The organism is Silvibacterium acidisoli (genome assembly GCA_022870745.1).
In the GTDB taxonomy this organism is placed as follows: Bacteria; Acidobacteriota; Terriglobia; order Terriglobales; family Acidobacteriaceae; genus Silvibacterium.
On sequence record CP085323.1, the window covers coordinates 5233988 to 5252754 of the forward strand.

The 18767-nt window shown below is 58.7% G+C and carries 14 protein-coding genes and 1 tRNA gene; 5 read left to right on the forward strand and 10 right to left on the reverse strand.

What is annotated here, in order from left to right:
* Positions 1-17 precede the first annotated feature (17 nt).
* Genes folE through LJD29_RS21370 form a run of 4 tightly spaced genes read right to left on the reverse strand, consistent with a single transcriptional unit; the run spans position 18 to position 2626 of the window.
* A complete protein-coding gene (gene folE, locus LJD29_RS21355; RefSeq protein WP_446743605.1) occupies positions 18-668 on the reverse strand; it encodes a GTP cyclohydrolase I FolE in 651 nt (216 codons plus the stop codon).
* Entirely contained in the window at positions 665-1111 is a 447-nt protein-coding gene (locus tag LJD29_RS21360) for a 6-carboxytetrahydropterin synthase (protein ID WP_446743606.1), read from the reverse strand. Before LJD29_RS21360 ends, folE begins: the two co-directional genes overlap by 4 nt.
* Positions 1108-1518 carry a 6-pyruvoyl trahydropterin synthase family protein gene (locus tag LJD29_RS21365; RefSeq protein WP_446743607.1) on the reverse strand — a complete coding sequence of 137 codons (411 nt, stop codon included), beginning with the start codon at positions 1516-1518 and terminating at the stop codon, positions 1108-1110. Before LJD29_RS21365 ends, LJD29_RS21360 begins: the two co-directional genes overlap by 4 nt.
* 52 nt (positions 1519-1570) lie before the next feature.
* Entirely contained in the window at positions 1571-2626 is a 1056-nt protein-coding gene (locus LJD29_RS21370; RefSeq protein ID WP_446743608.1) for a glycosyltransferase family 2 protein, read from the reverse strand.
* Between the two features lie 25 nt (positions 2627-2651).
* Between LJD29_RS21370 and LJD29_RS21375 the strand changes: the two genes are divergently transcribed.
* The 4 genes from LJD29_RS21375 to LJD29_RS21390 all read left to right on the forward strand — a co-directional run bounded on the left by LJD29_RS21375 (position 2652) and on the right by LJD29_RS21390 (position 4678).
* A complete protein-coding gene (locus LJD29_RS21375; protein WP_446743609.1) occupies positions 2652-3170 on the forward strand; it encodes a TlpA family protein disulfide reductase in 519 nt (172 codons plus the stop codon).
* A 127-nt stretch (positions 3171-3297) separates the two neighbouring features.
* A complete protein-coding gene (locus LJD29_RS21380; RefSeq protein WP_446743610.1) occupies positions 3298-3576 on the forward strand; it encodes a hypothetical protein in 279 nt (92 codons plus the stop codon).
* Between the two features lie 92 nt (positions 3577-3668).
* Positions 3669-3745: transfer RNA gene (locus tag LJD29_RS21385), tRNA-Arg, on the forward strand.
* 105 nt (positions 3746-3850) lie between these two features.
* Positions 3851-4678: a PGN_0703 family putative restriction endonuclease gene (locus tag LJD29_RS21390; RefSeq protein ID WP_446743611.1), complete on the forward strand. Its 828-nt coding sequence runs from the start codon at positions 3851-3853 to the stop codon at positions 4676-4678.
* On the opposite strand, the gene LJD29_RS21395 is transcribed toward LJD29_RS21390, so the two are convergent.
* Together LJD29_RS21395 and LJD29_RS21400 are read right to left on the reverse strand one after the other, a co-directional pair.
* A complete protein-coding gene (locus tag LJD29_RS21395; RefSeq protein ID WP_446743612.1) occupies positions 4641-4910 on the reverse strand; it encodes a hypothetical protein in 270 nt (89 codons plus the stop codon). The two genes, LJD29_RS21390 and LJD29_RS21395, sit on opposite strands and share 38 nt — an antisense overlap.
* A 24-nt stretch (positions 4911-4934) precedes the next feature.
* On the reverse strand, positions 4935-7211 hold the full coding sequence (locus LJD29_RS21400) for a beta-glucosidase (protein ID WP_446743613.1): 2277 nt from the start codon (positions 7209-7211) through the stop codon (positions 4935-4937).
* A gap of 222 nt (positions 7212-7433) precedes the next feature.
* Here LJD29_RS21400 and LJD29_RS21405 point away from each other — a divergent pair, with 222 nt between their 5' ends.
* Positions 7434-10982, forward strand: a complete 3549-nt coding sequence (locus tag LJD29_RS21405; protein WP_446743614.1) for an outer membrane beta-barrel protein — start codon at positions 7434-7436, stop codon at positions 10980-10982.
* A gap of 167 nt (positions 10983-11149) precedes the next feature.
* Here the strand turns inward: LJD29_RS21405 and LJD29_RS21410 are convergent, their stop codons facing one another.
* The 4 genes from LJD29_RS21410 to LJD29_RS21425 form a co-directional block, all read right to left on the reverse strand.
* Positions 11150-12451, reverse strand: coding sequence for a GGDEF domain-containing protein (locus LJD29_RS21410; RefSeq protein ID WP_446743615.1), 1302 nt, complete (start codon positions 12449-12451; stop codon positions 11150-11152).
* Positions 12452-12550: 99 nt separating this feature from the next.
* The gene (locus LJD29_RS21415; protein ID WP_446743616.1) at positions 12551-13912 is read right to left on the reverse strand and encodes an alpha-L-fucosidase; all 1362 of its coding nucleotides are present in this window, start codon (positions 13910-13912) and stop codon (positions 12551-12553) included.
* Positions 13913-14143: 231 nt separating this feature from the next.
* Complete coding sequence (locus tag LJD29_RS21420; RefSeq protein WP_446743617.1) at positions 14144-15550, reverse strand: efflux transporter outer membrane subunit; 1407 nt, start codon at positions 15548-15550, stop codon at positions 14144-14146.
* On the reverse strand, positions 15547-18765 hold the full coding sequence (locus LJD29_RS21425) for an efflux RND transporter permease subunit (protein ID WP_446743618.1): 3219 nt from the start codon (positions 18763-18765) through the stop codon (positions 15547-15549). Before LJD29_RS21425 ends, LJD29_RS21420 begins: the two co-directional genes overlap by 4 nt.
* Positions 18766-18767: the final 2 nt, after the last annotated feature.

The following is an 18767-nucleotide window of genomic DNA, read 5'->3' on the forward strand; positions in this document are numbered from 1 at the left end:
GCTTGAGGAAAACGCCGTTAGAAATTACCACCTGAGCTCTGCCGCACCAGTGAGAGAAACTCCGCGCGGGTGTTCTGCTTCTGGAAGACACCCACCATCGCCGAGGTTGCCGTCGAGGAGTTCTGCTTCTCGACGCCGCGCATCATCATGCACAGGTGCCGAGCCTCAATCACGACGCCAACGCCCTGGGGGTTGATCGCATCCTGGATCGCCTCCGCAATCTGCCGCGTCATGCGTTCCTGCACCTGCAGGCGGCGCGCGAAGACTTCAACCAGCCGCGGAATCTTGCTCAGCCCAATCACTTTGCCGTTAGGAATGTAGGCCACATGCACGCGTCCGAAGAAGGGCAGCATATGGTGCTCGCAGAGCGAGAACATCTCGATATCCTTGACGATCACCATTTCGTCGTAATCGACATCGAAGAGCGCGCCGCGCAGAATGGCCGTCGGATCTTCGTTGTAGCCCTTGGTAAGAAAAGTCATCGACTTCTCGACACGCTCAGGGGTGCGCACCAGCCCGTCACGCGTGGGATCAGCGTCAAAGCGGCGGATAATTTCGCGATAAATCTCCTGCGTAGAAACCGACTCAAGGCCCGTCGAGCCAATCAATTCGGACTTCAATTCTCCTGCGCGTTCGTCAGGTGCCAGCGTCTTGTGATGATTCTTCATTCCGCGCCTGCCTTTCTCTCTCTTGCCACCGGATATTCAAACGAGTTGTTCGAAGTCTCTTCGATCCGGACGGATACCAATTCAGCTTTGCCGAGCGCTCCGCGATCAACCGCGTGAGATAAGAGGCGATAAACCTCGAGGTTCAGATTCTCTGTGGTCGGCACTTCTTTTTCAAAGCGCTCGAATGTGTTCAGGTTGGTGTGATCGAAGCGCTCGACAATCTCCGTGTTGACACAAGCATCCAGCTTCACCAGGTCGCACACCATGCCTGTAACACTGTCCACTTCTCCGCCAACGATCACTTCAACCACATAGTTATGCCCGTGGCCGAAAGGATTATTGCACTTGCCGAAAGCCGCGCGATTCTCAGCCTCGCTCAGGCTCTCGGCGTGCAGACGATGCGAAGCGCTCAGCCGGTATCGGCGTCCCAGGTAGGCCCTCATGCTTCACCGTAATAGTCAGCGAAGAGGTCGGCCATCTCGAAGACGCGCACGCGATGCAGCTTTGCGCCGGGAACCTTGCCGTCAAGCCGCTTCCAGATTGCGATGGCCATGTTCTCGGTAGTCGGCATCGCGGTCTTGAACTCCGGCACTTCGAAGTTCAGATGGCGGTGGTCGTAAATGCTCACCACCTCGCGCTCCATCACGTCTTTCAGCTCTTTGAGGTCCACCACGAAGCCGGTCACCGGGTCCACTTCACCGGCCACCGTGACCTCGAGCGTGTAATTGTGCCCGTGACCATTACGATTCGAGCACTTCCCGAAGACGCGGAGGTTTTCCTCTTCGCTCCAGGCGTCGTTCCAGTAGAAGTGCGATGCGGAAAACTCGGCTTTGCGGGTCAACAGGATCATAGCGTTCTATCTTCTCAGGTTAGATGGGTTAAGTCGGGCCAGCGTCGCACTTTCAGCGATTCCGGCTCGCATATTCGCGTCCCTTCCAGTTCACGCGCCTGGTTACGTTGTGATGAAACCAGCTCTGGTAGAGCAGATATGCAAAGAGCGGCAATGCCAGAGGAGTAACCGCGCAATCAGCCGCCGGAAAATTCGATTTCGCCACCCGCCGGTAAAATCGCCACAGGTTGCGCGCCCAGATCAGCACAATCGCCCACACAAAGAGCGGCCGCAGGTTGTGCTGGTACTCCCATAAAGCGAGCACCGGCAGGCCCACCAGCAACGCAAGATCGAGCATGCGCCAGGCAGCCAGCATAAGGGTATTTCCGAAGAGCAATGCCAGGTTCTTCGTCCAGCCTTCAACCATCGCACCGAACGTACGATACATCCGCGTCGCAACCGCCTCCGGAGCATACCGGAAGCGCAGGCCCAGCTTTCGCCGCTTGACAATCTCTGCCAGAGCAACGTCTTCGAGCACAGTGTCTTTTAGCGCCTCGTGCCCGCCAACAGCGAAGTACGCCTCGCGAGTGATCATCAGGAACTGCCCATTCGCAGCCGCCAGCCGCGATTGCGGATCGGAGACCTTCGCGGGAGGATACGCCAGCGCCAATTCGCTGAAGACGAGCGGCATCAGCGCCCCCTGCCAGAAGCCGGTCACGATCTGGCGCGGCGAATACGAAAGCATGGCTGCGTGATGACGCTCGGCCTCGACCATGGCAATGCTCAGGTGGCCGGGTTCATGCAGGGTGTCCGCATCGGTAAACAGCAGCCACTCGCCTTTCGCGGCCTTCGCACCGGCCCAGACGGCATTTGCTTTGCCCGTCCATCCCTTTTCGAGAGCAGGAGCCGGCATTACCGTCACTCCGCCAATACCCTGCGCGATCTTGCGAGTGCGATCGGTGGAGTGGTCGTCTATCAGCAGAATCTCCCAGTCGATACCCAGTTCCCAACCGGGCTCCGATTGCGAGGCGAGCGATTGCAGGCAAGCGCCCACGCAGTCTTCTTCGTTGCGGGCGGGCACGATTACAGAGAGCTTCAGAGGGCGGGTCGATTCGAGAGAGGCATCCACGGCTGTCGGCCTTTATTATAGAAAAGTGATTGCTTCCCGAGCCTCTCTGCTTCGCATCGGAACGGCAGTTCTCCTGCCCGCGCTCTCTCTTACGCTGACCGGCCTGGCAGGATGCGACCGCGGCGACCATCCCGCGCAGGTCGGCACCGCGGCTCCCGGCTTCACCATTACCGATGGCGCACAGACCGTCCGCCTCTCCGATTACCACGGCAAGGTGGTGCTGCTGAACTTCTGGGCATCATGGTGCGCGCCCTGCATCGAAGAGCTGCCATCCCTTATCGCCCTTCAAAAGCAGATGCCCGAGGTGACGGTAATCGCCGTTAATTTCGAGGACGAGGAAGACTCCTACCGGCAGTTCCTTAAAGACAATCACGTCGACCTGCTGACCATTCGCGATGCTTCGGAAAAGAGCAACCACGCCTACGGCACCACCCGGCCGCCGGAGACCTATGTGATCGATAAGCAAGGCATCATCCGTAGAAAGTTCATCGGCCCCCAGCAGTGGACCGGCCCGGAGATCGAAAACTACCTGCGCAATCTCTAGCCGGCGAACTGGACTCAAGGTTTGTCATCCCGAACGAAATGAGGGATCTGCACTTCGTACTTCTCCGCCTGCTGAATCCATACTTCTGTCACAGATGGCTCTTCAATTCCCTGCTATCATCTTGTCTATGACGCAGCTGGAAGTCCTTTATCGCTACGAGCAGCACCCGACCGAAGCAGCCATGTTTGCCCTGGGGAATGCCCGCGAGGTTTACGGTATTCGCCGCATTAAGATCGACGAAGAATGGAAGACCATTCGCGTGGAATACGATGCGACCCGCCTGAACGGTGCAGCCGTATGGACTCTGCTTCGCCGTACCGGTATCGATCTCGTCGAGGAGCTTCCGCTGATTCCGCCGCAGCCGGAAGAACCCGCCGCGCCGGTTGCCGCGCCCGCTGCGAAGTAAGAGAAAAGAAACAGCTTCCGGGTTTGCATTAGCGGCAGAAAATTGGTATCTTAATAAAAGTTCGCAGTCACCTTAAAGGTGGCTGGCATTGTGCGCCCATAGCTCAGTTGGATAGAGCGACTGGCTACGAACCAGTAGGTCGGAGGTTCGAATCCTTCTGGGCGCACCATTAAAGTTCAGCTTTAAGAAACCTCCGATAGTCGATGACTGTCGGAGGTTTTTCTCTTTGCACAAAACCCTCCCTGCTTCACCTTTTCTTCGCCTACAATGAGGCATGGTCAGCCTGCGACGCGAGATCAGCATTCGGAACCAACTGCGCGCCGAGTCTCACGAGCACGACCAGACCTACGGCGAAGTTCCCAGCGTCGTCTACCACGCTGCCGAAGGCAGGCACGGCAACTTCCTTCCCCAGTCCTATCGGGCTATCTGCGCGCATCCGGAGTGGGCCCGTCGGCTGCTCAAAGCGTATACCGGCAGCCGCAGGATTCCCCGAGCCAGCGATCGCCGCCGCTTTGAGCTCGACTGCGCAACCAGCTCCGATGCGCTGCTGATGAACATCTTCTGCTATCCGCGCGTGCTGCACAGGCCGCGGCTTTGCGAATTGCTCGGCATCGAACGCGGCTTGCGTCCCGAGTTCGGCTTCAAGCCACGCACCTGTCTCACGAACGGGCGTACGGACTGCACAGAAGTAGACATGCGCCTCGGCGATCTGCTCGTCGAAGCGAAGCTGACGGAAAGCGGCTTTCAGGCAGCGCCGTATCGGCTCATCGAACGTTACCCTCTGCTCGAAGAGCTCTTCGACATCTCTGAACTGCGTACTACGGAAGATGTCATTTGCGAATATCAGCTGGTCCGCAGCATCCTGGCTGCATACTCTTCCGGCTGCGGCTTCACGCTGCTATGCGACGGCCGGCGGCAGGATATGTTTGAGCGCTGGATGCGTGTCGTGCAGGCCATCCGGAGCTACAGCTTTCGCAGCCGGCTGCGAGTCATCACCTGGCAGGAAGTTTGCGCAACGCTTCCGAAGACCGTGCAGTCTTTTCTGCAAGAGAAGTACGGCATTCTCAACCACCACAGCCGCGGCGTTCCAGAAACTTATTGATGAGCTCGATCTCTTCATCTGTTGGGCGCTCGCACACTTCCACGTCTTCCGCGAAGAGGTAGATATCGCTGGCGTACTCGGCAAGTCTTGAGTCGAGCGAAAACAGAAATCGTTCCCTGCCCTCGTGCTGCCCCGCATCCTGCAATGTACCCAGCTGCGATCCGGGTGCCGATCTCAGCCTCACATAGGAGCCGGCGTGCGGACTCACGATCGTCTTCGACGGATGCTGCATCGGTCTATGTTAATCCCGCAGACGCTAACGCATTGACAGAGCCTGCTCGAGCTGCAGCGTGAGTGACCCTGGTCCAACCATGATCCTGTAGTCACCGGGCAAGACCGTCCACGCATGCGACTTCTCATCCCAGATCGAAAAACGCTCGCGAGGAATCGTCAGCGCAACCTGCTTCACTTCTCCCGGCTGCAGCGCGACCTTCTGCCAGCCGACAAGACGCTTCGGTGGTTCGCCCGTCGAAGCGGGCATCGCTGCGTAAACTTCAGCGATCTCTTCGCCGGCTCGCCTGCCGGTGTTCTTCAGCGTAAAGCTCACCTCTACCGGAGAAGAACCGCTGGCCTTGAGATCGGAGTAACTGTAGGTCGTGTAAGACAAACCGAAGCCGAACGGAAAGAGCACAGGCTTCTTCTGCTCGTCGTACCAGCGGTAGCCCACCTGCAGGCCTTCGTCGTAACGTGTCGGGAAAGACGGCAGGCCAAGAAGCAGCTTCTTCGACATCGCGGCTTCATCGCTCCAGTCTTCCTGCGACGCCTTGGGAGGCAGCACCAGCTCAGGATGCGGCAGATCCGCGTCCTTCATCGGAAATGTCACCGCGAGTTTCGCCGAAGGATTGACCTTACCGAAGACAACATCGGCAATCGCGTCCGCCCCGGAGATGCCGCTGAACCAGGTCTCCATCACCGCGGCAACATTGTTGAGCCACGGCATCAGCACCGGTCCGCCGGTCTCGAGCACGACAATTGTATGCGGATTCGCCGCGGCAACCGCCGTGATCAGCGCATCCTGCGCGTCCGGCAGTGCGAGGGTCGGTAGGTCAACTCCCTCGGCCTGCCACTGATAGGCGTAGAGCAACACCACGTCGGCCTGCTTCGCCGCAGCGGATGCTTTCGCCACATCACTTCCATCGTCAAAGCTGACGGTCCCCGCAGGTGCAGCCTCGCGAATCGCAGCGAGGGGCGCATCCGGAAACCAGACAGCCTTCTGCCAGTCCTGCTTGCGTTCCTTGTCGGGAATATCGCCGATGGCGTTGCCGCCCGGCGGGTCGACCTGGGCCGAACCTCCGCCGGAGATCATGCCCTTGTCCGCGTTCCTGCCGATCACCAGAATCTTCTGCTGGCGGCCAGGGTCGAGAGGCAGAACGGCATTCTCATTCCGTAGCAGCACGATGCTCTTCTGCTCGATCTCACGCGCCAGCTTCGCGTGCCCGAAGACATCCGGCACCTGCTTCTTCGGCGGATCGTCGACCACGCCCGTCGCAAACATCGAGCGCAAAATCCTGTGAACGTGATCGTTCAGCTCCGCCTGCGTTACTTCGCCGTCCTCGACAGCCTTCTTCATGGCTGCGTCGAAGAACATGTTGTCCGGCTCTTCGTTGTCGAGCCCGGCATGCGAGGCCTTCACTGTCGAGTGCGTTGCCAGCCAGTCCGAGATAACGAAGCCGGGATACTTCCACTCGCCTTTCAAGACCGCTTTTAGAAGGAATTCGTTCTCGCAGGCGTAGTCGCCGTTCACGCGGTTGTAGGCGCACATCACCGCGCCGGGATGGCCGATACCGATGCCGATCTGGAAGGCGAGCAGGTCGGTTTCGCGCATGGCGCGTTCGCTGATCTCAGACGAAACGGCGTGCCGTCCGCTCTCCTGGTCGTTCACCGCGTAGTGCTTGATGTGTCCCAGGACATGCTGCGACTGCACGCCCTTGATGAGGTGTCCCACCATCGTGCCTGCCAGCACCGGATCTTCGCCCATGTACTCGAAGGTGCGTCCGTCACGCGGCTCGCGCGTCAGATTTACGCCGCCGCCCAGCGTCATGTTGTAGCCGAGGTCGCGCAGCTCGTCAGCGATCATCGCTCCGTAGCGCTCTTCGATCGTCGTATCCCACGAGCTGGCGGCGGCGAGATTCGACGGAAGCGCGGTCGAGTAGCGTCCGCTGCCTGCCGAGTAGCAGACACCGCTGGCCGAATCGACGATCTGCAGGCCGGGAATGTTCTTATCGGGAAAGCCAGGAACGTATCCGGAGCCGCCATTACCATCGGCGGCTTTCGGATCGGCCGGCCCGATATGCGGATCGCCGGTTCCATGCAGCAGCTGAATCTTTTCATCAAGAGAGAGCTTCTGGATGAGCAGATCGGCACGCTTATCGGCGGAGAGCTTCGTGTTCATCCACGGCATCGGTGCGGCCGGCGCCGCGTCTTTCTTCTCCTGCGCAACGCCTGTCAGGGCAGATCCGAGCACAGCGTTCAGAACGCAGAAGCACTTCAGAAAACGAACGGCATTTTTAGCCGTGATGGTTTGATCACGCATGGCCTGACAGCATTTCCTCTAAAAATCGATCGCTGATTTTTCAACTGCGAAATAGCCGTTTCGCATGCGCTTATGAAGAGGACATCGCGGGAAAGCGCACATCGTAACGTTTCAATATTTCTTCTTGACACTCTAAGACATCAGTCCTATACCTTGCTTTACCTGATATTCACACGTTTTAACAAAATCGTCATTGCTTTCTTTCTTGGAGGTCCACCCACGATGCGCCCATACTTCCTCAGGAAGTTCTCGCTCGTTGTTTGTTTATTCCTCGCATGCTCTGCATGCCTCGCGCAAGCGGGACATGGCGGCATCAGCGGAACCGTAACTGACTCAGCCGGAGCGGTTGTCCCCTCCGCCTTTGTCGAACTACTCGAAACCGGAACAGGCGTAAAGCAGTCTACCGTCACTACCTCGGCCGGTGTTTATTCATTTGTCTCGGTAGCACCCGGCACCTACCAGTTGACGGTCAAGCATGAGGGTTTCACTACCGCCGTCGATAAGAACATCGTCGTCACCGTCGACCAGACGAACCATCTCAACGTCACGCTCTCGGTCGGCGCTGTAAGCCAGAGCGTAACGGTCGATGACTCGACTTCGCTGATCAGCACCAGCAGTTCGACGGTCGGCCAGCTCATCTCATCGCAGACCATCGATCGCGTGCCGCTTCTCACACGCGACGTATACGAGTTGGTACAGCTCAGCACGGGCGTCCTGCCAGCAAACGGAACGCCGAACTCCTCCAGCTCGGGCGCCATCTTCAACGCGCGTTCGCTGATCGACGTTTCTTCTTACACGATTAACGGAGCTCTCCAGGGCAGTGTTTACTACGTACTGGACGGCAGCCCCATCGGAGTCGCCGAGAACAACATTGCTTCGATCCTGCCTGCCTTCCAGGTGCCGGAAGACGGAGTCGACGAATTCCGCGTAGAAACCCAGAACACACCCGCCACCTACGCCAGCGGCGCAGCCGGCGTCATAAGCCTCGTAACCAAGTCCGGCACCAACAAATTTCACGGTGATGCCTTCGGAGTTTTTCGTCCCGCCGCAGTAGCGGCAAACGACTACTTCTACAAGCAGAACAATCCCGGAGCACCCACTCCCGACTTCCACCGCTACCAGGAAGGCGGAGCCATCAGCGGCCCCATCATCAAGGACAAGCTTTTCTTCTTTGGGGACTACGAAGATACGCAGCAGGAGCAGCTTGAGGTCGGTTCCTACACCGTTCCTACAGCAGCGGAACGTACGGGCGACTTCTCCGCGGATAACCTGACCATCTACAACCCATTTGCTCCCGACAACCCAGTCGCCAACCCTGACGGCAGCCACAACCGCCAGCCTTTTGCGGGCAATATCGTGCCCTCGAGCATGTTCGATCCTGTGGCCAAGTATTTCGCAGACAAGCTGCCCCTGCCAAACGCTCCAGGCGATGGCAGCCCTTACCACAGGAACAACTATTCCGGCTCCGGCCTCGATCCGCAGAATGCACACAAGTTCGACGTCCGTATCGACTACTCGCCAAACCAGAAGCAGCGCATCTTCGCCCGCTACTCCTATGGCAACCTGAACTTCGGCAATGCCGATCTTTACGGCTCAAGCGACGAGTTCGACCCCTACTACTACGTCAACATCACCAAGACACACAATGTCGTTCTCGGTGACGACATCACTCTTTCCCCCACAATGGTGCTGTCGCTGCGTGGTTCGTGGACCCGCCACTTCGAAAATCAGACGGGCGATCCCCGCCAGAATAATTTCGATATCTCCTCGGTTGGTTTTCCGCAATCTCTCGCCGATCAGGTCGTCTTCAAGCAGGCTCCGGTCATGACCTTCGAGACCACCTCGGCGGTTGGCGGTACGACCAATGAAGACACTTTCATCTTCGCCAGCGAAAATCGCGACTTCAATGTAAGCCTGACCAAAGTCCTTAACAAGCACGAATTTACTGTCGGTTTTGACTACGAGAAGAAGTTTGCGAACGTCGGCCAGCCTGTAGCGCCTGCGGGCACCTATGGATTCGACGCAACAGCCACCAGTTCTACGACCTTCGCTGATGACGGCAGTGACTTCGCCTCGTTCCTGATGGGCATGGGTTCAGCTCCGGGTGGAGAAGGCGGCAACTTCACCAAGGATATCTTCTCCGCGCAGGCCAACCCATATTACGCGCCCTTTGTGCAGGACAACTACCACATCACACCCAAGCTAACCGTAAACCTCGGCATGCGCTGGGAGATCTTTGGCAGCCGGACCGAGCGCTTTAACCGGCAGGAATACTTTGACCCGAACGTAGCCTATTCGGTAAACGGCATTGCCCTGACAGGCGGCGAAGTGTTCGCAGACAGCAACCACCGTACGCCCTTCACCACGCGACTCACCAACTTCGCGCCTCGTGTTGGCTTCTCCTGGCAGCTGCAGGATAGTACCGTGGTGCGCGGCGGCGCAGGCATCTACTACGGTCCTGCCGTAACGCAGGCGGCAAACCCCGGCTTCAACAGCGATGGCTTCAGCTCATCGACGAGCTGGAATGCCACTACCACCAATGACGACGGAAACAGCATCATGCTCAACCCGCTCAGTAATCCGTTCCCGAGCGGCGTGGTGCAACCGATCGGCAGTTCACAGGGAGCAGCCACGAACATCGGCGTCGGGCTGACAACAGTTCAGCACGATCCGAAGATCCTGACCACCTACAACTACAACATCGGCATCGAGCAGCAGCTGCCCGGCAAGACGGTCTTCAGCCTCGCCTACGTCGGCAGCCATGGGCTCTTCCTGCCTCTCGGCTCAGTCGACCTGAATACATTCTCGATCGAGACCATCGCCAAGTATGGCGGAACGCTCTGCAACAACAACAGCACTGGTTGCGTCCTGGTTCCCAACAAATGGGAATCGATCCTGCCGCCAACCAGTCTCTACTATGGTTCAGACACCGTGCCCCTCTGGGTTTCGCTCGAACCCTACCCGCAGTTCAACTCCGGTGGATTCGGAAGCGGCGTAACCATCAACGGCTACAACGGCGCCAACTCTCAGTACAACTCGCTGCAGACCAAGCTCGAGAAGCACATGGACCATGGCGTCTCCACCATCGCCAGCCTCACCTGGGCAAAGCTGCTTACGACTGACAGCCAGAGTCCGCTTGGATTTGTAGGCTTTCACTCCGCTGGCCCGCAGGACTGGCGCGATCTCAACCTCGAACGCGCTGTCTCGTCGCAGGACGTGAAGGTGCAATTCAACTGGCAAACATCATGGGATTTGCCCTTCGGCAAGGACAAGCTCGTTCCGCTCCATGGGGTTGTCAACCAGGCGCTCGGAAACTGGTCGCTCAACACCATTCTCTACTGGAGCACCGGTGTGCCGATTGCTGTGCCCACCGGCACGGGCGACCAGTGGTTCAATCAGCGCGTCGACCAGACCTGCTCTCCCAAGGTCACGCACAATCCACTGCAGTGGTTTAACTACAACTGCTTCTCGCAGCCTGACAGCGATTTCCGTCCCGGCAGCTCCCCGGCGTACATGTCCAATGTCCGCACCGACGGCGCGCACAGCCTCGACGTGTCGGTCTATAAGAACTTCCCTCTCGGCGGCGAACGTAACATCCGCCTGGAGGTGGCGTCCTATAACGTCACTAACACCGTGCAGTTCGGCTATCCGAACGTCTTCTGGAACCAGAATGCGAAGGATAATCCGGACGTAATGCAGGGCTTCGGACAGATCTACGGCGCGTCGAACCTGCCACGCCAGTTCCAGTTCGGCGGCCGCTTCACCTTCTAAACCAGCAAGCGGGGTGCAGGGGATTGGTCCCCTGCACCCCGCTTTTTTTGCGCCCTTCTTCAGCCTTCCCGTTCGTTCTACCTCACTCCAAACCGCGCCGCATAACCAGAGGCCACTCTTGCCGCCACGGCCTTTGTAGCGTTCTGGTTAAGGTCCTGGCGGAGCTTCTACCGGCTCACCGGACGGTGGCTCTGGTCGATCCGATATGGAATCTGCTTAATGAGCAGGTTTTGCGGCAGCTGAGCCGGCGCGCTCCAGCTGGATGTTTCCGGTTGAGGAGCGGCAATGTCTTTGTCGCGTTGTGCCACCGGACTCCCCGGAGACTCGAAATAACAAACCTGGTTGCGCCCATTGCCCTTCGCGCGATAAAGCGCGAAGTCGGCCTCGGCCAGCAGTTCAGTGGCGTCGACCGCGCGGCGGCCGCCAACGCTCGTAACACCGAAGCTGGCGGTCACGGACAGGCCTGCCCCCGGCAGTAAGCCGCCATATTCGGCCAGACTGCTGCAGAGCCGCTCCAGCACCGGTTTCGCGTCCTGAAGCTCGGCGTATGGAAACAACATGACAAACTCTTCCCCGCCATATCGTCCGATCACATCGCAGCCGCGCAACTGTCCTGCCATGAATCGGGCAACGCCCACAAGGATGGCATCTCCGCTGGCGTGGCCGAAGCGGTCGTTCATACCCTTGAAGTGGTCCAGATCGAAGATCGCGAGTGTAAGATCGTAGCCGTAGCGCCGATGGCGCCCGAGCTCCCGCTCCAGCGCATGCTCCAGGCCTCGGCGATTCAGCACCCCGGTCAGTGGATCGACGATGCTCTGCTGGAAGAGGCTCCACTCCATCCGGGACTGCATCATCCATATATACGCAAGCGGCAGCAGCGAAACATTCGTGACATAAGTGACTACGCAGACCGTGGCCAGCCTTGGCGTCGTCACATCCGGATCGCCATGCAGGACAAACACCACAAAAACCCGGGCCAGTTCCATCACGACGAAGTATGCAAGAAAAACTCCCATCAGCAGTCGCGGGGGCCGTGTTGCCTTCTCGTCATGAGCTGACAGGAGTACCGTGGTCACTATGCACTCCAGGGCGATCAACAAATCGCCGAATGCATCGCTCTGAACCCGGACAGGAGCATTGCGCCACGCGAGCAGAACCGGCAAGCCGGCCAGCAGGATGAGAGCGGATATCCAGACGGAGCGCTTGCCGCGCCGATCGAAGTAGACGAGCGACACGTTCAGTAAGGCGTAAGAAAGCGGTATCGTGAGCCCGTTGAATCCATGACCAAGCCAGGCAGGCACATGCGGACCAAGCAGATCCAAGCCACACCCCGCGGCATTCGCAAGGAAGCTGAACCACAGCCACCGCCGGGGCAGGTCGCTCCATTTCTGGAGAGCCAGAACTCCAAACACCACCGTAAAACAGGCGAGTTGGACATCCTGAACTAATAGGACCGCATTGAGGAGCATTGCCAACAATATTAATGGGTCCGCAACAGGTTGGTAACCATTTCTCTTACAAACAACGCACGAAAGGACAACTTTTAGGTAACGTGTCGCATCGGTGCCTTAGCTCGGCTCGTTATAGACGCCGATTTCCACCAGGCTTGGCGCCTGACCTTCGGCTCCAGTAACCGAAACCCGGATTTTTTCGGCCTCGACCGGCGGGAACTGGTGGACCTCGGCAACAGACGCGACGTTCGAACCTGCGATCGTCGACCAGACACCTTCGCGCTGGCACTCCACGCGATAGCCGCCGATCGATGACTCGCCTGGCTTCCCTTCTACATGCCCTGTAACTACGGTCACTGTATTGAAACGAGCCGGCTGCTTCAGGTCGATCTCCACCCAGCCGTCTGCCTTGCCATCATCGGCGGTCCAGGAGGTACGAAAGTCATTGTCGTTTGCAAGATCTGGCCCGGAGGTGTCGGCGATGCTGCTGGCGAAACTCGGCCTGGCGTAAGCGAGGTTGGGAGTCGTAATCTGTATCGACTTCTCAATTGCCGGCGCCGCACCGGTGTTCTGCCAGAGCTTTCCGACCTCGGCGAGGCGGGCGACTGCATTGTCGTCGAAACGCCCGTCCGTATTGGGAGCCAGGTTCAGGATGAGATTGCAGTGCTGACGGTTGAACGGCACCAGCCACTCGTCGACGATCTGCTTTGCAGACTTCAGTTCCTGCGTAGGGTAGCTCTTCTTCCAGAACCAGTCGCTCTGCAGGGTCATGCCTGATTGCGAAGGAATTCGACTGCCGGCGGGAACGGCCTGCCCGGCATGTTGCTCATACTCCTTAATGTCTGTGTAGTACATCAGCGGCACAGGGTAGCTGCCGAAATTGTGATCGGCTACGAGGCAGTTCGGCTGCAGACTCTTTACATGGTCATAGACCACGCGGAACGGAAGCTGATCGTAATAGATACGCGACCATGCTGCGCTCCATCCATCGATGATTAGGGCGGTAATCTCGCCGTAGTTCGTCAGCAGCTCGGTGAGCTGGGCCTTGATGAGCGCAATCTTCCTGTCATCAATCTGGTAGGCGCGAATATCCGCGCGGAGATCGAGGATGGAGAAGTACAGGCAGACCTTCAGTCCCTGCCTGCGGAACGAATCTACATACGACCGGACGATGTCGTGTGGGAACGACGAGTCTTTCACGCTCGGGCTGCTGGTTGCCGTGGGCCACAGGCAAAAACCATCGTGATGCTTCGTGGTCAGGCATCCGTAGCCCATGTTGGCTGACCGGGCTGCCTGTGCCCACTGATCGGTATCGAGGTGCGCAGGGTTGAACAGCTTCGGAGATGCCTTGGCATCGCCCCACTCCCGCTCTTCGAAGGTGGCCATGTTCAGGTGTATGAACATGCCGAAGCGAAGGTTGAGGAACTCCTGTTGCAGCTGGAGCAGTGGTGTGGCTGCAGCCTGTTGAGCCTTCGCCATAAGACTCCTGCCGCTTAGGGCTGTCGCCGCCAGTCCGTAGTTAAACGCTCGCCTGCTCACCTGCATCAATTCACTCCCGAATATGTCGATGCCCGCGGGACTTACTTCACGAAAGAAATTAAGCCTGCTTTCGACGAATGCTAACGGAAAGGCACATAAGTGGTCAAAAATGCTTTTTACAAATGAAAATGGCACAGCCAGGGCTGTGCCATTTTCACGACTGTGGCGGCTTTACTGCCAGCCACCACCGAGTGAGCTGTACAACTGCACCAGCGTGAGCGCTTCACTCTGCTGAGCGGCTGCAAGGTTCAGCTGCGCTGCGTACAGGTTGCTGTCGGTCGTCAGCACTTCAAGGTAGCTGGTTGAGCCACCCTGGTAGCGAATGCGGGCGAGACGAGTAGCATCCTGGGCCGACGTTACCAGCAGCTCCTGCTGTTCGCGTGCGACACGTTGCTTATTCACGGCGATCAGGGCATTCGACACATCGCGGAAGGCACCGAGAATCGTCTTCTGGTAAGAGAGAACCATCTCGTCCTTCTGGCGCTTGCTCAGCTCGTACTGCCCCTTGATCTTTCCACCTTCGAAGATCGGCTGGGTTAGAGAGCCAAGGCCGTAGATCGTGCGTCCGGCCGGGTCGAAGATATTTCCCCAGTCGTCGCCGCCTACACCGCCCGAGGCGCTGATGGAAAGCTGCGGGAAAAAAGCAGCTTTCGCCACACCGACGTTGGCATTCGCGGCCTTCAACTGCGCTTCCGCTTCCTGAATATCAGGACGGCGCTCGAGCAGCTGCGACGGCAACCCTACCGGCAGGTTCTGCGGCGGGGGTGCAAGCGCATTCTGGTCAGTGTGAACGACCGTACCCGGCGTCTGGCCGAGCAGCAGACGCATCGCATTCTCCTGCTGCTGAATCTGCTGTTCGATCTGCGGAAGCTCCGAAGTAGCGGTGTAAAGCAGCTGCTCAGCCTGACGTACGTCGCTCAACGGAGAGGAACCGCCGCGTTCGAGACGTTGCGTCAGATCGAGCGATTGCTTACGGACCTCGATCGTCTGCTTCGTGATGTCCAGCTGTTCATCGAGCTCGCGCAGCTGGAAATAGGTGGTCGCAACCTGTTGCACCAGCGACATGCGCACGGCCTTCTGCGCCCACTCCTGGGAGAGAAGCTGGTCGCGCGCCGCTTCGGTCTGCTTGCGATACAAACCCCAGAAATCGGGGGTCCAGGTCGCCGACAGGCTGAAATCGCCTTCACTGATCGGGTTGCTGCCAAACGTGTTGCCGAGAGAGTCCGGCAGCTCTGCGCCCACGCCGGTGCCGCCCACGGTGATCTGCGGGAACTGTGCTGAACGGGTGACGCGAACCTGCTGGACTTGTTCGAGGACGCGTGTGGCGGCAATCTTCAGATCGAGATTGTTTGCCAGCGCCGTCTTGATCAGCTCCTGCAGCTCGGGTTCTTTGAATACAGCGCTCCACTGCTGGTCGCCGAGCGAGTCTTTTGCGTCGCTCGTGACCTCGGCATTGTCCGCGCCGCGGTATGCGGGGGCCGCAGGAGTCTGCGGCCGGGTGTATTTCGGCCCAACGTTGCAGCCAGCCAACGCGGTCATGGCCGCCAACGTGAGCATGCTGTTACTGAAGCGGCTCATGCGTGTCCTTCCTGCGGGCGTCCCGCTAAGTCCTGTGCGCGATCGGTATGCTTTTCGGGCGGATGCGTCGAATCCATCGTGGTTCCCTTGCCGCCTTTGCCGAAGCGGTGCGAGAGATACTCGACCACTGCGAAGGTGACAGGCACCATCAGGATGCCGATGAGGGTCGCCAGCGTCATGCCGCCGATCACCACCGTACCCAGGATGCGCCGCGAGACCGCGCCGGAACCTGATGCCGTCCACAAGGGCAGGCAGCCGAAGATGAAGGCGAAGGCCGTCATCACGATCGGGCGGAAGCGCAGGCGGGCCGCGCCGAGCGCCGACTCGCTGATGCTTTGTCCGCTGCGATACTTCTCGACTGCGAACTCGACGATCAGGATGGCATTCTTCGCGGAAAGGCCGATGAGCATGATCAGACCGATCGTCGCGAAGATGTCATTCTCGAGCGCGCGCATCTTCAGCGCAAGATACGCGCCGAGGATAGCGACCGGCGTACTGAGCAGCACGCTGAAAGGCAGCGTCCAGCTCTCGTATAGCGCGGCCAGGATCAGGAAGACGAAGAGGAGCGAGATGCCGAAGACGACCCATGCCGGTACGCCCTTCTCTGCCTGCTGTTCCTGGTAGCTCATGCCCATGTAGGAGTAGCCCATGCCTTCCGGCATCGACTTGGCAAAGGTCTCTTCGAGCGCCTTTCGTACCTGGCCGCTCGAATACCCGGGGGCGCCGGTGATGTTCAGCTGCGCCGCGTTGTACTCGTTGAAGCGCAGGATGAACTCTGGCCCATTGATCTGCTTTACCTTTACCAGAGAGCCTAGAGGTACCTGGCTGCCATTGGCGCTTCGCACATAGAACTGATCGATGTTCTTGATGTCTGTGCGCGACGAACCTTCGGCTTCCACGAACGTCTGCCACTGACGGCCGAAGCGGTTGAAGTAGTTCACCAGGTAGCCGCCCATGAAGGTGGACATGGTGTTGTAAATCGTGTCGAGGCTTACCTGCTGCTGCGCGGCCTTCTCCTTGTCGACATCCGCATAAAGCTGTGGCACGGCAGGCAGATAGGATGGGATAGCGGATGCGATCTCAGGCCGCTTCTTCAGCGCCCCAAGATAAGCAAACAGGTTTTGCGTCAGGAAGTTGGGATCGTCGTTACCCGACTCGTCCTGCATGATCATGGTCACGCCGCCCGAGGTTCCGATACCCGGAATGGCAGGAGGCGGGAAGGTAAATGCGAGGCCTTCGCCAAGTCCGCCAAGCTCTTTCGAGACATTGCCGAGGATGGCGTCCACCTGCTCGGAGGCCGCTTTACGTGTCTCCCACGGTTTGAGCGCGATGAAGAAGAAGGCAGTGTTAGTGCTCTGCGTCTGCGTGAGCAGGCTGAAGCCATTTACCTGCACGACGCCTTCGATACCCGGCGTATTCATCAGCTCGTGCGACACCTTCAGACCCGCGGCATCGGTACGCTGCAGGCTGGCGGCATCGGGAAGCTGCATGGCCGCGAAGAGATAGCCCTGGTCTTCCTGCGGAATGAAGCCGGTGGGAAGACGCGAGCCCATGAAGACTGCCACGACCGCGATAATGGCCAGCACAATCATCGTCAGGCCGGATTTATGAATGAGCACGCCCGAAGTGGAGACGAACTTATCGGTCGTGCGGCCAAAGACGCGATTGAACCAGTCGAAGAAGCGGCCCAGAAGACCGGGCTTCTTGTTCTTGTCCTTCGGCTTGAGCAGCAGAGCCGAAAGAGCCGGGCTGAGCGTAAGAGCATTGAAGGCCGAGATCATCACCGAGATGGCGATGGTGACGGCGAACTGCTGATACAGGCGCCCTGTGATTCCAGGGATCGCGGCAGTTGGAATAAACACCGCGGCGAGAATCAGCGCGATGGCCACAACCGGACCGCCGACTTCCTTCATTGCCTTGATGGAAGCGTCTTTCGGCGTCATGCCTTCGTCGATGTGGTGCTCCACGGCTTCGACCACAATAATGGCGTCGTCGACGACCAGGCCGATAGCCAGCACCAGGCCGAAGAGCGAGAGCGTGTTGATCGAGAAGCCGAGAACCGGGAAGAGAATGAATGTACCGATGAGCGATACCGGCACTGCCATCAACGGAATGAGGGTCGCGCGCCAGCCCTGCAGGAAGACGTAAACCACGATGATCACCAGCAGCAGGGCGATGCCAAGCGTGAGGGTGATTTCATGAATACCCGCCGTGACGGCCTTGGTCGTATCGAGAGGCACGTCATACTTCATGCCTGCGGGAAAGCCCTTCTGCAGCTCGTTCATGCGTGCGCGAACAAGCTCGGCCGTCTGCACAGCGTTTGAGCCGGGCAGCTGATAGACGGCCATAATGCCTGCAGGAGCGGCATTGTAGCGTGCGTTCAAGCTGTAGGACTGCTCGCCCAGCTCGACGCGTGCGACGTCACGCAGGTGCAGAACGCTGCCGTCAGCATTGGCACGCACGACGATATTGCCGAATTCTTCGGGAAGAATCAGACGGCCCTGCGTACGCACCGTGAAGGTGAACTGCTGCCCGTTCGGTACCGGCTCTCCGCCGATCTGTCCGGCAGGGTTCACGTTGTTCTGTGTCTGCACTGCGGCGATGATGTCGCTTGCGGTAACTCCCAGCTTGGCCAGCTGATCCGGCTTGACCCAGATACGCAGAGCGTATTGTCCGCCGAAGACCTGCACGCGGCTTACGCCTTTGACGCGGGCAATCTCATCCTGAATCTTAATGATGCCGTAGTTGGTCAGGAACTCCTGCGAATAGCGGTTGTCAGGCGAGTTCAGGCCGATCAGCATCAGCGGCGATGTGAGCGCCTTCTGCACCGTGAGACCCGCGGTAGTGACCTGCGCCGGCAGCTGTGCCTGAGCCTGGTCAACGCGGAGCTGCGAAAGGATCTGGTCGGTGTCCGGGTTGGTCTTCACATCGAAGTCGACGTAAAGCGCAGCCTGGCCGCCGTTGTTTGCGTTCACGCTGTACATGTACAGCATGTTGTCGACGCCGTTCATCTGCTGCTCAAGCGGAGTCGAAACTGCCTGTGCAAGAGTTTTGGCGTCAGCGCCGGGGAAGGTCGCCTGTACAAGGATCTCAGGCGGAACGATGTCCGGATATTGCGAAGTCGGCAGCGTGATCAGCGATACCACGCCGATAATCACTGTCAGAATCGCAATTACGATGGCCACGATGGGCCGGCGAATAAAGAATTTTGACAACG

What these genes read in the sequence shown, in the direction of transcription:
- folE (WP_446743605.1), bottom strand. Translation starts at nt 668, where the DNA reads ATGAAGAATCATCACAAGACGCTGGCACCTGACGAACGCGCAGGAGAA.
- LJD29_RS21360 (WP_446743606.1), bottom strand. Translation starts at nt 1,111, where the DNA reads ATGAGGGCCTACCTGGGACGCCGATACCGGCTGAGCGCTTCGCATCGT.
- LJD29_RS21365 (WP_446743607.1), bottom strand. Translation starts at nt 1,518, where the DNA reads ATGATCCTGTTGACCCGCAAAGCCGAGTTTTCCGCATCGCACTTCTAC.
- LJD29_RS21380 (WP_446743610.1), top strand. Translation starts at nt 3,298, where the DNA reads ATGACGCAGCTGGAAGTCCTTTATCGCTACGAGCAGCACCCGACCGAA.
- LJD29_RS21390 (WP_446743611.1), top strand. Translation starts at nt 3,851, where the DNA reads ATGGTCAGCCTGCGACGCGAGATCAGCATTCGGAACCAACTGCGCGCC.
- LJD29_RS21395 (WP_446743612.1), bottom strand. Translation starts at nt 4,910, where the DNA reads ATGCAGCATCCGTCGAAGACGATCGTGAGTCCGCACGCCGGCTCCTAT.
- LJD29_RS21400 (WP_446743613.1), bottom strand. Translation starts at nt 7,211, where the DNA reads ATGCGTGATCAAACCATCACGGCTAAAAATGCCGTTCGTTTTCTGAAG.
- LJD29_RS21405 (WP_446743614.1), top strand. Translation starts at nt 7,434, where the DNA reads ATGCGCCCATACTTCCTCAGGAAGTTCTCGCTCGTTGTTTGTTTATTC.
- LJD29_RS21410 (WP_446743615.1), bottom strand. Translation starts at nt 12,451, where the DNA reads ATGCTCCTCAATGCGGTCCTATTAGTTCAGGATGTCCAACTCGCCTGT.
- LJD29_RS21415 (WP_446743616.1), bottom strand. Translation starts at nt 13,912, where the DNA reads ATGGCGAAGGCTCAACAGGCTGCAGCCACACCACTGCTCCAGCTGCAA.
- LJD29_RS21420 (WP_446743617.1), bottom strand. Translation starts at nt 15,550, where the DNA reads ATGAGCCGCTTCAGTAACAGCATGCTCACGTTGGCGGCCATGACCGCG.